Annotated in this window: 12 protein-coding genes; 1 reads left to right on the top strand and 11 read right to left on the bottom strand. The window is 64.5% G+C overall.

Features of this window, described 5'->3' with window-relative positions; all coding sequences use genetic code 11:
• Nucleotides 1-13: 13 nt before the first annotated feature.
• The 11 genes from ACIPHN_RS04750 to ACIPHN_RS04700 all read right to left on the bottom strand — a co-directional run bounded on the left by ACIPHN_RS04750 (nt 14) and on the right by ACIPHN_RS04700 (nt 12,234).
• Nucleotides 14-466, bottom strand: coding sequence for a nuclear transport factor 2 family protein (locus ACIPHN_RS04750; protein ID WP_400433506.1), 453 nt, complete (start codon nt 464-466; stop codon nt 14-16).
• A gap of 58 nt (nt 467-524) precedes the next feature.
• Nucleotides 525-1,712: an exo-alpha-sialidase gene (locus ACIPHN_RS04745; RefSeq protein ID WP_400433503.1), complete on the bottom strand. Its 1,188-nt coding sequence runs from the start codon at nt 1,710-1,712 to the stop codon at nt 525-527.
• Between the two features lie 61 nt (nt 1,713-1,773).
• A complete protein-coding gene (locus ACIPHN_RS04740; protein WP_400433500.1) occupies nt 1,774-3,207 on the bottom strand; it encodes a sodium:solute symporter family protein in 1,434 nt (477 codons plus the stop codon).
• A gap of 84 nt (nt 3,208-3,291) precedes the next feature.
• Nucleotides 3,292-5,583 (bottom strand): 4-hydroxythreonine-4-phosphate dehydrogenase PdxA, encoded by a 2,292-nt coding sequence (gene pdxA / locus ACIPHN_RS04735; protein WP_400433497.1) that lies wholly within the window; start codon nt 5,581-5,583, stop codon nt 3,292-3,294.
• On the bottom strand, nt 5,580-6,749 hold the full coding sequence (locus ACIPHN_RS04730) for an iron-containing alcohol dehydrogenase (protein WP_400433494.1): 1,170 nt from the start codon (nt 6,747-6,749) through the stop codon (nt 5,580-5,582). Before ACIPHN_RS04730 ends, pdxA begins: the two co-directional genes overlap by 4 nt.
• 47 nt (nt 6,750-6,796) lie before the next feature.
• Nucleotides 6,797-7,684 (bottom strand): 4-hydroxy-tetrahydrodipicolinate synthase, encoded by an 888-nt coding sequence (gene dapA / locus ACIPHN_RS04725; protein ID WP_400433491.1) that lies wholly within the window; start codon nt 7,682-7,684, stop codon nt 6,797-6,799.
• 357 nt (nt 7,685-8,041) lie between these two features.
• A complete protein-coding gene (locus ACIPHN_RS04720; protein WP_400433488.1) occupies nt 8,042-8,845 on the bottom strand; it encodes a transporter substrate-binding domain-containing protein in 804 nt (267 codons plus the stop codon).
• A gap of 52 nt (nt 8,846-8,897) precedes the next feature.
• Nucleotides 8,898-9,692 (bottom strand): amino acid ABC transporter ATP-binding protein, encoded by a 795-nt coding sequence (locus ACIPHN_RS04715; RefSeq protein ID WP_400433485.1) that lies wholly within the window; start codon nt 9,690-9,692, stop codon nt 8,898-8,900.
• Entirely contained in the window at nt 9,676-10,329 is a 654-nt protein-coding gene (locus ACIPHN_RS04710; protein WP_198982286.1) for an amino acid ABC transporter permease, read from the bottom strand. The genes ACIPHN_RS04715 and ACIPHN_RS04710 overlap by 17 nt, the downstream gene beginning before the upstream one ends.
• Complete coding sequence (locus ACIPHN_RS04705) at nt 10,326-11,156, bottom strand: amino acid ABC transporter permease (RefSeq protein WP_400433482.1); 831 nt, start codon at nt 11,154-11,156, stop codon at nt 10,326-10,328. The genes ACIPHN_RS04710 and ACIPHN_RS04705 overlap by 4 nt, the downstream gene beginning before the upstream one ends.
• 223 nt (nt 11,157-11,379) lie before the next feature.
• Nucleotides 11,380-12,234, bottom strand: a complete 855-nt coding sequence (locus ACIPHN_RS04700; RefSeq protein ID WP_400433479.1) for an NAD-dependent epimerase/dehydratase family protein — start codon at nt 12,232-12,234, stop codon at nt 11,380-11,382.
• Nucleotides 12,235-12,683: 449 nt separating this feature from the next.
• On the opposite strand from ACIPHN_RS04700, the gene ACIPHN_RS04695 reads away from it, so the two are divergent.
• A complete protein-coding gene (locus tag ACIPHN_RS04695; RefSeq protein ID WP_400433476.1) occupies nt 12,684-14,318 on the top strand; it encodes a methyl-accepting chemotaxis protein in 1,635 nt (544 codons plus the stop codon).
• Nucleotides 14,319-14,355 lie beyond the last annotated feature (37 nt).

Raw genomic sequence — 14,355 nt, 5'->3', positions numbered from 1 at the left:
TTGCTGCTGCTCGTCAGGCCGGGATGCCGGTACCGCTGCGCGCCAGCAGTTGCCAGCCCTGCCCTTGCCTGACCCAGCACAGCAAGACCTTGAGGTGGCTGCGGCTCTTCTTCTCGTCGTTGTTCACCACGTCATAGATGTGGCGCACGATGCCGACCTCGCCGACCACATCGACGGTCTGCTCGGAGGTCGCCACGCTCAGGTAGCGCTGCTTGCCAGCCACGGTGGAGAGCAGCACTTCCTTGGTCCACACCCGGCCATCGGAGTGCGAATAAGTCATGTGATCATGCAGCAGTGCCGTCAAGACCTTGCCATCGCCTTCCTGCAGCGCGCGGCGCAGTGCCTCGCTGGCCGCTTCCAGCGAACTGTTGTCGGCCGCCGAAGCGGAGCTGCTCATGCCTGCTGCTGCAATGCCGGTTCCCAGTGCCACCAGTGCCTCCCTGCGTGTGATGCCGCTCTTGTCCATGTGATCTCCTTGTGTTGTGTTGTCTTGCGTTGTGTTGCGTTGTGGCTGGATGCCGGATTCAGGCCGCCGCCGCCACGTCCTGCGTGACCCAGCTTTCATCGACGGTGACGTACTTGATGTTCTGGCGGAAGTAGGTGTACGCGATATGCAACTTGCCATCGGCAGATTGCACGATGGAAGGATAGGAATATTCGCGGTTGAGCTTCTCGGCCGAATTGTTGGTCATGCAGTAGCCGTCGCCCACTTCCAGGTTACGCATGGCCGGCCAGGTGCGACCGCCATCATAGGAAATGGCCAGCGTCATCGGCGCGCGCGGTGCGCCCCAGAAGGCAGTGCCACGTTGCGAGGCCGATTGCGCGACCAGCTCGCCGCTGTCTTCCGAATCCTCGATATCGTCATACAGGGAGGCGCGGCGCTCGGTGCTGTTGGCCGCACTGCTGTGGTTGAACACCAGGCCCAGGTGGCCGTTGGCCAGCGCCACGAACTGCACCGAAGAATTGTTGTTGGGCAGTTCCAGCGCCTGCGGTGCGCTCCATTGCACGCCATCCTCGGAACGGCTGCTGTAGACATGGTCGGCCCAGCGGCTGCGATACAGCGCCAGGAAACCGCCTTCCTTCAGGGGCTGGATGTTCATGTGCACGCAACCTACGCTGCCCGGCACTTCGTGCGCACTCCAGTGCTGGCCGCCGTCGGTGGAACGCATCACCATGCTGATATCGTCGTTGCCCGACCAGCGCTCGCCCTCGGCCACGCGGCACATGAAGACCGGGCACAGCCAGGCGCCGTCGGCAGCCACCACGATGGGCTGGCGCACGAAGGTGCCGGGGGTGTCGAACAGGGTCTCGATCGGGCCCCAGCTGCGGCCCAGGTCGGAGGAGATACGGCGACGCACGATGGACGTGTTCTGGTGGCCCGACAGCTGCGCGGTGTAGATCAGCCACAACTTGCCGTCCGGCGCCTCGAAGAACACCGGATTCTGCTCGGAACGGCTGGCGTCTTCGGACAGGCGCTCCGGTTGTGTCCAGGTATCGCTGCCGACGGCCAGGCGCGAGACGTAGATCGAGATATCGGGAATGCCTTCCTGGGTGCCGCCGAACCAGGCGCACAGCAGGTCGCCATTGGATAGGGCAATCAGGTTGGCGGCATGGTTCTGCACGGTCATGGCCGGCAGGTGCGCCTCGCGGCGGGCGGCGTCGGCAGCGGCCTGGTGGACCTGGCCGGCGGCGCTGGTGATGGACTGGCTCATCTTGTCATCCTCTATCGTTGTTGCTCGATGTTGCTTGTCATTACTGTTCGCGCGCCGCGTCTCAGTGCTGCTGACGGGCCGCCTGGCCCAGTTCGGGCGCGGCATGTTCCTGCTTGTCCCCCGGGGTGGACGGGAAGATCAGACGCTCGATCACCATCACCAGGGCCGGTGCGGCCAGGGCGATATACATGTTGTCGATGCCGAAGGGGTTGTCCAGCAGGTACCAGACGCTGGTGGCAATGGTCGCCAGCACCAGCGCCGCGATCGCACCGCGGGCACTGTTGAAGAAGGGCAGGTAGATGCCCATGAGCGCCACCACGGTGACCGTCAGGCGCAGAGCGCGGGTGAAGAAGGACAGCGCCAGGATCTGCGGCACGAACAGCACGAAGATCAGCGGGAGGAAACCCACCACCAGCGAGATCCAGCGGGTGGCGGCCAGCTCACGCTCGGGCGTGGGCTGGTAGCGCGGCACGTAGAAATCCTTGACCACCAGGGAGGCAATGGCCAGCGCCACGGTACTGACCGACACGAAGATGGAGGCCACCAGCGACACCGTCACGATGCCCGAGAGCACCGGGTTCATATGCTGCAGGAAGATCGGCAGTGCATACAGGCCCTTGATATCGGGGAACAGGAACTTGGCAGACACGCCCAAGAGGCCCAAGGCCAGCGCGATCGGCACGCACAGGGCGGCGGCGATCAGGGTGGACTTGCGCGCATCCTCGCCGGAGCGGGCGCCCGAGATGGCCTGGATGATGAACTGGGTGGAGAAGATCGCGCCGGCCGTACCGATGATCCAGGCGCCGATGGTGCCGCCGCCCAGGGCGCCATTCCAGGTGAAGTAGTGCTCGGGCATGCTGCTGACCATGGGTGCGATGCCGCCGGTCATCGACAGCGCCACCCACACCAGGATACCGATGCCGATGATCTTGACCGCGCTATGGAAGATGGTCACGTAGAGCACGCTCTTCAAGCCGCCGTAGGCGAAGTAGACGGTACTGACGATGGCCGTGATGATGGCCGCGGTGGGCAGGTTCACCTTGAGCACGGTGGAGATGGCCGCCGCGCCGCTGACGTAGTTGCCGACGTTGACGATCAGGAGCGCATAGATCATCACGGCAGAGACCACCAGCTTGGCGGTCTTGCCGTATTTCTGGGCGACGAAGCCGGAGATGGTGAATTCGCCCGACTTGTAGAGCCGCTTGGCCATGAACAGGCCGAACAGCAGGAAGCCGATGGAGGCCGCGATCACCGACCAGGAGGCGGCGATGCCGACCTTGAAGGCCTCCTGCGAGGTACCGATGGTGGACTTGGCGCCGATGAATTCGGACATCAGCAGGATGGCGATCACCAGCGCCGGGGCGGCGCGTCCGGCCACCATGAATTCGCCGGTGGTCTTGCTGCGCAGGCGCACGCTCAGCCAAGAAGTGGCCAGGATATAGACGACGACCATGGCGATGATGATGGCCGTGTCCAATGCTCCAAACTGGTTCATTGTGTTCTCCTCCCGATCCTCGAAGACCGGATAAAGTTATAAATAGTTTTCACTCGCTGCCGGCCACCGGGGCCGGCAGCGCGATCAGGCTGCCAGGGCAGCGCGGCGCGTCGCCAGGTCTTGTGCCTGCTTGAGCGCTTCCAGCATGCTTCCTTCGTCGGCGATACCACGGCCGGCGATATCGAAGGCGGTACCGTGATCCACCGAGGTACGGATCACCTGCAGGCCGACGGTCACGTTCACACCGGCTTCCAGGCCCATCACCTTGACCGGGCCGTGGCCCTGGTCGTGGTACATCGCCACCACCACGTCGAAGTCGCCACGACCGGCGCGATAGAACAGGGTGTCGGCCGGCAGCGGGCCTTCCACGTCCCAGCCGCGTGCACGCAGCACCTCGATGGCGGGGATGATCTTCTTCTCTTCTTCACCGTAGCCGAACAGGCCGTTCTCGCCGGCGTGCGGATTGATGCCGCACACGCCGATGCGGGGCTGCGAGATGCCGGCACGCACCAGGGTGTCATGGGCGCGTTCGATGGTCCGTTGCACCAGGCCGGGTTCGATGCGGTTGATGGCGTCGATCAGGCCGATGTGGGTGGTCACGTGGATCACGCGCAGCTTGGGCGCTACCAGCATCATCGAGACTTCCGGCACGCCGGTGAGGTGCGCCAGGATCTCGGTGTGACCGGGGAAGATATGGCCACCAGCGTGCAGCGCTTCCTTGTTCAGGGGCGCGGTGCAGATGGCATCGAGCTCGCCGGCCGAGGTCAGTTCGACCGTGCGGGCGATGTACTGGAAGGCGGCATTGCCGGCCACGGCCGAGAGCTGGCCGTAGGGCAGGTCTTCGGGGATCAGGCCCAGGTCGATGCAGTCGATCTCGCCATAGTTGAAGCGCGCCTCGGCGGGGCTGGCGATGGCACGCACCGACAGCGACACGCCGGTGATGCGGCCGGCGTCGCGCAGACGCTTGGCGTCGCCGATGACCAGCGGGCGGCAACCCTGGTAGACCTCGCGGCGGGCCAGGCTCTTCATGATGATTTCCGGGCCCACGCCGGCGGCATCGCCCATGGTGATGCCGATAACCGGACGGTATGTCATAGCTTCTTCTCCAGTGGATGGGCGCGCGGCGTCATGCAATTGCCGCCACGCGCGGTAGAGGGTGTCGGGCTGGCCGAAGCCGCCCGCCTTGGTAACGACGGGGAAGGCGCGTCCCTGGTGCAGGGCCTGCATCAGCGGCACGCCGGTATCGATCTCGGCGACGATCTTCATGTGCTGCACACCCATGTTGGCGAGCATGGCGCGCGCGGTCTCGCCGCCGGTGGCAATGAGACCTGCGGCGTGCTGCGCCACCGGCCCCAGGTGCGTTGCCAGCTGTCGCGCCAGGCGCGCGCCATCGGCGACCGCCGCACGCTGGTCCTGGCTCAGGGACACCAGCACGCTGCGACCGTCCTGCAGGGTCTGCGCCACTTGCTGCGCCAGCGCGTGCGCGCGCTCGGACGCGGGATCGAGCAGCGCGGCGGCATCGATCTCGAAGGCCTGCAGCGCAGCGCCGGCCCGCATCGCCAGGGTCTGTGCCTGGGCATGCGAGACGCTGGACATGCTGCCGACGATGGCCAGCACGGCGCCGGAATGTGTTGCGTCCGCGGCCGGGATGGCCGGGACGGCATCCGCCACCGGCGCAGCATGCAAGGCCCGCACCAGTGGCGTGGCCAGGCCGGCCGAGCCGACCCAGTACAGGCCTGGCACCGGAGCCGAGGCCTGGGCGATGCAAGCCAGGTCGTCGGCGCTCTCACTGTCGCAGACCAGCGCCTGGCAACCCTCGGCCTGGCAGGCCAGGATGCGTGCGCGTACCTGTTCGGCGCCCTGGTGCAGCGTCGCCAGGTCCAGCAGCGCGACCTTCATGCCGGCTTGCGCCAGCATCGCCACCAGGTCGGCACGACCGGCGATCTGTTCGTTGCGCCAGACTTCGGATTCTTCCACCGGCACGCCGAAGACGAACTGGCGGCCTTGCACCGTCGTGCGGCCGGCCGCCGGAAATGCCGGCGCGACAATCGCCATGCCGGCCTCGGCGAGCGCTGCGATCTCGGCGGCGACATTGCCACGCAGGGTGGAATCGATCTTCTTGTAGAGCTTGCGGCCAGCGAGGTTGGCGCGGCAGGCGGCGGCATTGATGCGCGCGGCCTCCTCTGCCCCCATGGCGCGGGTATCGGCATCCAGCGCCAGCACGTCGGCCTCGGCCAGCGCGGCGTCGGCTTGTACGCCCAGCACCACCACGCTGTCCAGGCCGACATTGGCGCAGGTCACGGCGCAATCGGCCGTGCCCGACAGATCGTCACCGACGATCAGCAGGCGCGCACGACCGGTGGCGTGGCTGGTCATGGCAGCAGCCTCTTGTAGATGGCCTTGATGTCATCGTGGCTCAAGACCTTGGGATTGTTGCCCAGCAGGCGCTTGACCTTGGAGGCGGCCACGGCCAGCGGCTCCAGGTGTTCTTCGGAAACGCCGAAGCTGCGCAGGTCCTGCGGGATCTCCAGCACGGCAGTCCATTCGCGCAGGCGCGCCAGCAGCTTCTCGGCGGCGACCTGGTCGCTGTCGTCATGACGGGCGATGGCCAGCGCATGCGCCACCTGGGACAGGCGCCCGACGATGGCATCGAGGTTGAATTCCATCACGTGCGGCAACAGCATCGAGTTGGCCACGCCGTGGGTGATATTGAACATGCCGCCCAGCGGATAGGCCAGCGCATGCACGGCGGCGGTGCCGGCCGCGGTCAGCGCCAGGCCGCCATACATGGAGCCGATCAGCATGGCCTGGCGGGCCGGCAGCGATTGGCCGTTCTGGTAGGCCTCGACCAGGTTGGCACCGATCAGGCGCATCGATTCCATGGCGAACATGTCGCTGATGGGATTGGCCTTGGTGGAGATATAGGATTCCAGCGCGTGGATGAAGGCATCCATGCCGGTAGCGGCCGTGATGGGCTTGGGCAGGCCCACGGTGAGCTTGGCATCCAGGATCACCAGTTGCGGCAACAGGTGGCGACTGACGATGCCGACCTTCAGCTCTTCATCGGGAAGCGTCACGATGGCATTGGGCGTGACTTCCGAACCGGTACCGGCCGTGGTCGGCACCAGCACCAGCGGCACGCCGGGCTGCTTGATCAGGTCCACGCCCAGCCACTGGCGCAGCGGTTCTTCATTGGTCAGGCGCACCGCGAACAGCTTGGCCGCATCCAGCACGCTGCCGCCACCGATGGAGAGCACCGCATCCGGTGCGAAGGGCGCGATCTGGTCACGGAACACCGTCTCCACATTCTCGATGGTCGGCTCGGGTTGCACGTCGCGCACCACCAGGGTCTGCACGTCTTTCCTGGCCAGCGCCTCGACCACGCGCGCCACCACGCCCATCTGTTCGATCACGGGCTGGGTGATGAAGGCGATGCGGCGCACCGGGCGATCCAGCAGGGCCAGCTTGTCGGCCAGTTGATCGAGGCTGTCGGGACCGTGCACGACGTGCTTGACGGTCTGGAAGTGGTAGGAAGTGCTCATGTCGTCCTGGTCGTAGGCGTTGCGGTTGGCGTTGGGTGAGGCGCGATTCAGTTCACGCGCGGATAGGCGGCGATGGCCTTCTTGAGGCGTTCCAGGGCCGCTTCATCCAGCGGCAGCACCGGCGAGCGGGCCGGGCCGGCGGGCATGCCCAGGAGACCGGCAGCGGTCTTGAGGACCACCGGCAAGGTACCCAGCGCGAACGCATCACGCAGCGGACGCAGTGCTTCCTGGGCCTGGCGGGCGGCGGCGATGTCGCCCTTCTGGAAGTTGTTCCAGATCGACATCACCATGCTGGGCACGGCATTGGTGGTCGCAGCGACCGCACCATCGCCACCGGCGATCAGGGTCCACAGGATCATCGAATCGGTACCGGTGAAGACGGCGAAATCGTCGCGACGCAGGTTGATCAGCTGCAGCAGGCGATCGAAGTCGCTACCGCTGTCCTTGATGCCACGGATGTTGGGGATCTCGGAGAGGCGACGCACGGTATCGACATTGAGCTGCACGCCGGTCTTGGCCGGGATGGTGTAGAGCATCACCGGCAGCGCGGTGGCACGGGCGATGCTGTCGTAGTGCTTGAACAGCTCGGGCTGGGTGGCGCCGTTGAAATACGGGGTGATGACGGAGAGGCCATCGACACCCTGGTCCTGCATCTTGCTGTTGAGGGCGATCACTTCGCGGGTGGCATAGGCGCCGGTGCCGGCGATGACCGGTACGCGACCGGCCGACTGTTCCACGGCGATGCGCGCCACGCGCAGTTTCTCGGCTTCCGACAGCGAGATGAATTCGCCATTGGTGCCCAGCACGAACAGGCCATGCACACCGGCATCGATGAGGCGGTCAACCAGCGTGCGCAAGCCCGCTTCGTCGACTTCCTCGTCGCGGGTCATGGGCGTGATCAATGCAGGGACGATGCCCTTGAAAGTGAGGGACATGTGATATCTCCGTCTGTTCTTGTCGCGACCGGTTCGATCCGGTCCGGTGGGTGGGAAAGATGCCTGCCGGCCTAAAACGATCGGTTCGATCATTTTGTTATCAGGAAACCTTGCAAGGCAATCGCTCAACGATTTTTTTGATCAAGATATACCGTGACGCAGCCGAAATCAAGTGTGAAAACGATCTTTTTGATCGAAGCATTCGATCAAAAGTGGAAAAAGGAGGGATTTTGTTTCCTGGAGACTAATTTTTGTCCGGCCCGGTGAATGAAACGATCATTCTGCCTGTCACCATGACGGTGTAATGGAGGAAGAAAAACGACCGGATGGGCGCCACCCGGTCGTCATAACGACGGCTTATTGCGGGTTCTGGACGGTCGCCGGCAGGTCGCGGCCGTGGTACTTCTTGTAGATGGCATTGAGCTTGCCGTTCTTCATGTTGGCCTTGACCCAGTCATCCAGCCATTGCTTCAGGCGCGGCTGGTTCTTGTTCAGGGCGATGCCCAGATCGAAGGCTTTTTGCTCGAATTTCATTTCCAGGTTCTTGCCCGGCGACTTCTTCTGCATCTCCTGCAGATTGGAGGGCGTACTGGAAAACACCTCGACCTGACCGGTCACCATGGAGGTGATCAGGGTGGCATCGTCCTCGTAGCGCACCACCTCGGCACCCTTGGCGTTCTGTGTGGTCAGGGTGTCGTTGGGCGTGGCGCGGGTAACACCGACGCGCTTGCCCGCCAGGTCGGCGTAGTCCTTGATGGCCATGCTCTTGGGGCCGCCGATGATGAGGCTGATGACCGCATAGGGGGTGGAGAAGTCGATGACCTTCACGCGTTCCGGCGTGATCGAGAGCGACCCGATCACGATGTCGGTGCGGTTGGACTGCAGGGTGGGCACGCGTGCGGCATTGGTGACACCGGTCAGCTCCAGCTGCACGCCCAGGTCCTGCGCCAGCAGGCGCGCGGCTTCGACGTCGGAGCCGGACAGTTGCAGCTTGTCGTCGGTGAAGCCGAACAGTGGCGTGCTCATGGTGGTGGCGATGCGGATCTTGCCGGCCTTCTTGATATCGTCCAGCTGGTCGGCCAGGGCGGCGTGCGTACACAGGCCCAGGACCAGGGCGGCGATGCTGGTGCGCGACCAGCGTCCGATGTTGCGATGTTGCATGGTGTGTCTCCGTTGTTTTAAGTGGTTGGACATGCAGGGGCAAATCTGTGCGCTACAAGTCGGCCGCCAGGAAGGCCTGCAGCTCGGGGGTATGCGGATGATCCAGCATCTCGCCGGGGCCGACTTCCCAGACCCGGCCCTGGTGCATGTAGATGATGCGATCGGCCACGCGCTTGGCGAAGTTCATCTCGTGCGTCACCAGCAGCATGGTCATGCCGCCGGCGGCCAGGTCTTCCATCACGCGCAGCACTTCGCCGGTCAGTTGCGGATCCAGTGCCGAGGTCACTTCATCGAACAGCATTACCTTGGGCGACATCGCCAGCGAGCGCGCGATCGCCACGCGCTGCTGCTGGCCGCCCGAGAGTTGCTCGGGATAGGCGCCGGCCTTCTCGTCCAGGCCGACCTGGGCCAGCGCCGCCATGGCCACGCGGCGGGCCTCGGCGCGGTCCTGCTGCTTGACGTGGCGCAGGGCCAGCATGACGTTCTCCAGCACGTTCAGGTGAGGGAACAGGTTGTAGCTCTGGAACACGATGCCCACTTCGCGGCGTAGGCGATGCAGGTCCACCTGCGGATCGTCGACGCGGATGCCGGCCACCTCGATGCTGCCCGAATCGATGGTCTCGAGCCGGTCGATGCAGCGCAGCGCGGTGCTCTTGCCGGAACCGGATGCGCCGATGATGGCGATCATCTCGCCACGCGCGACCTCGAAGGACACGCCCTTCAAGACCTGGTTGTCGCCAAAGCTCTTGTAGACCTGGTCCAGCCTGACGATGATGGGCTGCGCCTCCTGGGCGGGCGCGACGGTACGCAGTTGCGTGACCGCTTCCGGTTTAGCGATTGCCGACATTGAGCTTTCTCTCCATGGATGCGCTCCAGCGCGATAAGGGGTAGCAGAGCAGGAAATAGAAGGTGCCGACCAGCACGAACACCAGGAAGGGCTGGAAGATCGAGTTGTTGATGATGACCCCGGCATGCGTCAGTTCGACGAAGCCGATCACCGAGCCCAGCGAAGTCAGCTTGATCAGCTGCACCAGGAAGCCGATGGTCGGCGGCAGCGACAGCCGCATGGCCTGCGGGATGATCACCAGGCGCAGCGTCTGCCAGCGCGTCAGCGACAGGCATTCCGAGGCCTCCCACTGCGGGCGCGGCATGGCTTCCACGCAGCCGCGCCAGATATCGCCCAGGTAGGCGCTGGCATAGACCATCATGGCGATGGCGGCCGCCACCAGCGCCGGCAGCACCAGGCCATACACCGACAGGCCGAAGTAGACGATGAACAGCAGGATCAGCAGCGGAATGCCCTGTATGCATTCAATGAAGAGCGTCGCCGGCAGGCGCAGCCAGGCACGCGGCGAGATGCGCGCCAGCATCACCAGGAAGCCGCCGATACCGCCCAGCACGAAGGCCAGTGCCGACAGCACCAGGGTCCAGCCGATGGACTGCACCATGAAGAAGAAATAGGTCCAGGTAAAGCCGCCCATCATGAGGTCCTCCCTTCGGTCCGTACCGCTGCCACGGCCGCCACCACCGGGCGTGCCGGCGCATGCACATAGGGGGTGTGCGCCAGCGGCGCCAGGCTGGCCGGATCGCCTGCCGGTCGCTGCGATACCGGGCTGCGGCGGCCCTGTGCGGCGGCGCGGCGCAGGGTGCGGCGACGCTTGAAGATGGTCTCGCCCACCGCATGGGCGATCAGCTTGACCAGGATCGCCAGCGCCAGATACAGCGCGGCCACGACGATATAGGTTTCCAGCGAGCGGAAGGTATCGGACTGCACGGTGTTGGCGATGGCCGTGAGTTCCTCGGCGGAGATCTGCGAGGCCATCGCCGAGGCTTGCATCATCAGCAGGAACTGGCTGGTCAGCGCCGGATAGACACGCTCGATGGCCGGCTGCAACATGACATGCCAGCGTATTCGCCAGGTCGACAGGCCCAGGCATTGCGCTGCCTCGATCTGCCCGCGCGGCACCGAATCGATGCCGGCGCGGATGATCTCGGCGGCGTAGGCGGCAATGTTGACGATCATCGCCAGCACCGCCGCCGCGAAGGTGGGCATGTGGATGCCCAGGCTGGCCAGGCCGAAGTACAGCAGGAAGATCTGCACCAGGAAGGGGGTGTTGCGCACCACCTCGATGTAGCCGCTACAGGCGCGGGCGACCAGCCGGTTCGGACTGTTCTTGGCGAAAGCGACAATGACGCCGATGGAAACGCCCGCGATCACCGCCACGGTGGTCATCTTCAGCGTCAGCCAGGCACCGCGCAGGAACACGGGCCAGTAAGGCGCAAGACTGGAAAAATCGAGAGAAAAATTCATGGCTGCCGGGTCCGTCAAGGGTTCGGGAATCCGGACATCCGTGCGGCGCGTGCGCGATCCTGCTGCGTGCGGGCGGCCCGGTGCTCCGGGTACGACCTTGCTGCGATTCAGGTAAAGCGATTCGTCAAGCGACTAGCTGCTGCCATGCCGCGCGGCCCAAGCTGCCAGCCGCCACGGCTACCACTCGGTAAAACGGGATAGTGCGAAAAAGAAAAAGACTGCCTCAGCCAGCCAGGGGATCGAAGGGACCGGCAGCGGTAAAGGCACCGCCCTGCATGGTCGCCACCGGATCGTCGGGGGCGGGCTGCGGTTGCGCCTCGACCTTGGCACGGAAGATCTCCGAGCTGTCCTTGGGCGCATAGCCCAGATGGGCGGCGTAGCGGTTGTCCCACCAGGTCTTGGCGTTGGCCGACATGCCGTAGACCACCGTATGGCCCACGCCCGGAATGAACAGGGCACGACGCAGCAACTGCTCGAAGTCGTCCATGCTCATCCAGCTGGCCAGCATGCGGCGGTTGCTCGCCTCCGGGAAGATCGAGCCGATGCGGATGCTCACCGTTTCCACGCCATAGCGGTCGAAGTAGAACTGCGCCATGTCTTCGCCATAGGACTTGGACAAGCCGTAGTAACCATCCGGACGCTTGATGTCATGCGCATCGATACGCTCATCCTGGCCATAGAAACCGGTGACATGGTTCGAGCTGGCAAAGATGACACGCTTGACGCCATGGCGACGCGCCGCCTCGTAGATATGGAAGACGCCCTTGATGTTGGCTTCCAGGATTTCCTCGAAGGGCCGCTCCACCGAGACCCCACCCAGGTGGATGATGGCCTCGCAGCCAGCCACCATGGCATCGACCGCAGCGCGGTCGGCCAGGTCGCATCCCAGCGCTTCTTCATGGGCGGCGGCCGGACCGGCCGCCTGCATGGCCGAGGCCAGGTCGGCCACCCGCACCACATCAGCAAAGCCGGCCAGGCGGGCGCGCAACTGCTTGCCCACGCCACCGGCGGCACCCGTCAGCAAGAGCCGGGAAAAGCGCGCCGTCTGCCACGCGCCGAGGTCGTCTGCTCCGCTCATGCGGCTTGTCTCCAGGGGATCATTCATCGTTGTTCTTGTACGCTACGGTTCAAAAAAGGGGCGCCGATCAGGCAAACCCGATCTTGTACGTTGTCGTATCACTTGGACGGGATTATTCCCCGCCGCCTCCGTACTTGTCAATCAGATTCAAGGACAGGAAATCTCGCCGCCGCGATGTAGGAAATACTCGCGAAATCCTCACGCAAAAAATCATCTTCTATCAATAAAACGACGCCATTTCTCATTATCTCCATGAAAATGGCATCAAATTCCGAAACCTCTGGTGACGTTAATCGCTCTCATTTACAATTCTTTCCCATTCGGGAAAACACCCTGTGCCGGCGCTGTCCGGAGAGGGGATGAACGCGGCATTCCCAAAGCCTTTTCGCCCGTCCGGCTGCGCCGCGAAGCCGGACCCTGACCACAAGAACAGAAAAGTAGCGAACGCCATGAATTCCCTTTCCCGCTTCAAGATCGGGACGCAATTGCGTCTCGGCTTCGGCACCGTGATCGTGCTGATGCTGATCCTGATTTCCTTTGCCGTCATGCGCATGAACGCCATCTCGGCGGCCGTCAAGCACCAGGAACAGGTCACCGCCACCCGGCTGGAACCGCTCTACGTCGCCCGCGAGGCACTGGACCAGACCGGCATGGCCGCGCGCAACGCCTATATCTTCCGTGACCAGGGCGACGCCCTCAAGGAACTGGCCCTGCTGGACGAACAGAAGGCGCTCTACCTCGATGCCCTGCGCCGGCTGGAGCCGGTCTTCGCCGGCAACACCCAGTTCGACAAGGCCAGGAGCGGCCTGCTGGCCATGGCCAAGGAACTCGAGCGCCCGCGCAAGTACCGCGAGGACGGCCAGATGGAGGCCTATGGCGAATTCCTGGTCAAGGAATGCAGTCCGCTGCGCCGCCAGATCGTCCAGGACATCGACGTGCTGCTCAAGTCGGTACAGCGGGAAAACCAGCAAGCCAGCGACCTGGCCGCCGATCTCTTCGACAGCTCGCTGCACCTGATCATGGTGTGTGCCGGCGTGATCCTGGTGGTCTCGATCGGCACCGCCTGGCTGATCCGCAAGAGCCTGCTGGGCCAGCTCGGCGGCGAACCGCGCTATGCGGTGGAGATCGCCGGGCGCATCGCCCACGGTGAATTGTCCACGCCGGTGGAGACCCTGCCGGGCGACCAGTCCAGCCTGCTCTACGAGATCCGCATCATGCGCGACAAGCTGGCCGCGCTGGTGCAGCAGGTGCGCAGCGGCACCCATACCATCGCCGGGGCATCCTCGGAAATCGCCATGGGCAACCAGAACCTGTCCGAGCGCACCGAACAGCAGGCCGAGACGCTGGAGAAGACCGTGGCCGCCATGGAAGAACTGACGCTGGCCGTGCGTCGCAACGCCGACAACGCCCGCCAGGCCAACACCCTGGCCGGCTCCGCCTCCAGCGTGGCCAGCGAAGGGGGCTCGGTGGTGCAGCAGGTGGTCGATACGATGAGCCTGATCGATGCCTCCTCGCGAAAGATCGTGGACATCATCGCGGTCATCGATGGCATCGCCTTCCAGACCAATATCCTGGCCTTGAACGCCGCCGTGGAGGCCGCCCGCGCCGGCGAGCAGGGACGTGGCTTTGCCGTGGTGGCCTCCGAGGTGCGCTCGCTGGCCCAGCGCTCGGCCTCGGCCGCCAAGGAAATCAAGACCCTCATCGACAGTTCGGTCGCCAGTGTGGCCGATGGCAGCCGTCTGGTGCAGCAAGCCGGCGGCACCATGGAAGAAGTGGTCGCCAGCGTGCAGCGCGTCACCGCCGTGGTGGCCGAAATCAGCGAGGCCAGCCAGGCGCAGACTCACGGCATCCAGGCCATGAACGACGCCATTGCACGACTCGACGAGAACACCCAGCAGAACGCCGCCCTGGTGGAGCAGGCTGCGGCGGCGTCGCAATCGATGAGCCAGCAGGCCGATCACCTCAGCGAACTGGTGGGGGCCTTCAAGCTCGATGCCGCGCAGATCGATCGCGCCTTCGCCGCTAACGATGCGGCGCCCGTGATCGATATCACGCCACCCCGGCAACGCCTGGGCCAGCACTGATACGCCGCGTCACCCTCATGTGAAAAGCGCCACGACG

Origin of the sequence: Herbaspirillum sp. NPDC087042 (genome assembly GCF_044745245.1) — a bacterium.
Lineage (GTDB): Bacteria > Pseudomonadota > Gammaproteobacteria > Burkholderiales > Burkholderiaceae_D > Herbaspirillum.
Note: the sequence above shows the minus strand (reverse complement) of the source record. Positions and strands in the feature narration are given on the sequence as shown.

Excerpts from the sequence above, each read along its gene's own strand:
- ACIPHN_RS04750 (WP_400433506.1), bottom strand. The coding sequence starts at position 466 with ATGGACAAGAGCGGCATCACACGCAGGGAGGCACTGGTGGCACTGGGA.
- ACIPHN_RS04745 (WP_400433503.1), bottom strand. The coding sequence starts at position 1,712 with ATGAGCCAGTCCATCACCAGCGCCGCCGGCCAGGTCCACCAGGCCGCT.
- ACIPHN_RS04740 (WP_400433500.1), bottom strand. The coding sequence starts at position 3,207 with ATGAACCAGTTTGGAGCATTGGACACGGCCATCATCATCGCCATGGTC.
- pdxA (WP_400433497.1), bottom strand. The coding sequence starts at position 5,583 with ATGACCAGCCACGCCACCGGTCGTGCGCGCCTGCTGATCGTCGGTGAC.
- ACIPHN_RS04730 (WP_400433494.1), bottom strand. The coding sequence starts at position 6,749 with ATGAGCACTTCCTACCACTTCCAGACCGTCAAGCACGTCGTGCACGGT.
- dapA (WP_400433491.1), bottom strand. The coding sequence starts at position 7,684 with ATGTCCCTCACTTTCAAGGGCATCGTCCCTGCATTGATCACGCCCATG.
- ACIPHN_RS04720 (WP_400433488.1), bottom strand. The coding sequence starts at position 8,845 with ATGCAACATCGCAACATCGGACGCTGGTCGCGCACCAGCATCGCCGCC.
- ACIPHN_RS04715 (WP_400433485.1), bottom strand. The coding sequence starts at position 9,692 with ATGTCGGCAATCGCTAAACCGGAAGCGGTCACGCAACTGCGTACCGTC.
- ACIPHN_RS04710 (WP_198982286.1), bottom strand. The coding sequence starts at position 10,329 with ATGATGGGCGGCTTTACCTGGACCTATTTCTTCTTCATGGTGCAGTCC.
- ACIPHN_RS04705 (WP_400433482.1), bottom strand. The coding sequence starts at position 11,156 with ATGAATTTTTCTCTCGATTTTTCCAGTCTTGCGCCTTACTGGCCCGTG.
- ACIPHN_RS04700 (WP_400433479.1), bottom strand. The coding sequence starts at position 12,234 with ATGAGCGGAGCAGACGACCTCGGCGCGTGGCAGACGGCGCGCTTTTCC.
- ACIPHN_RS04695 (WP_400433476.1), top strand. The coding sequence starts at position 12,684 with ATGAATTCCCTTTCCCGCTTCAAGATCGGGACGCAATTGCGTCTCGGC.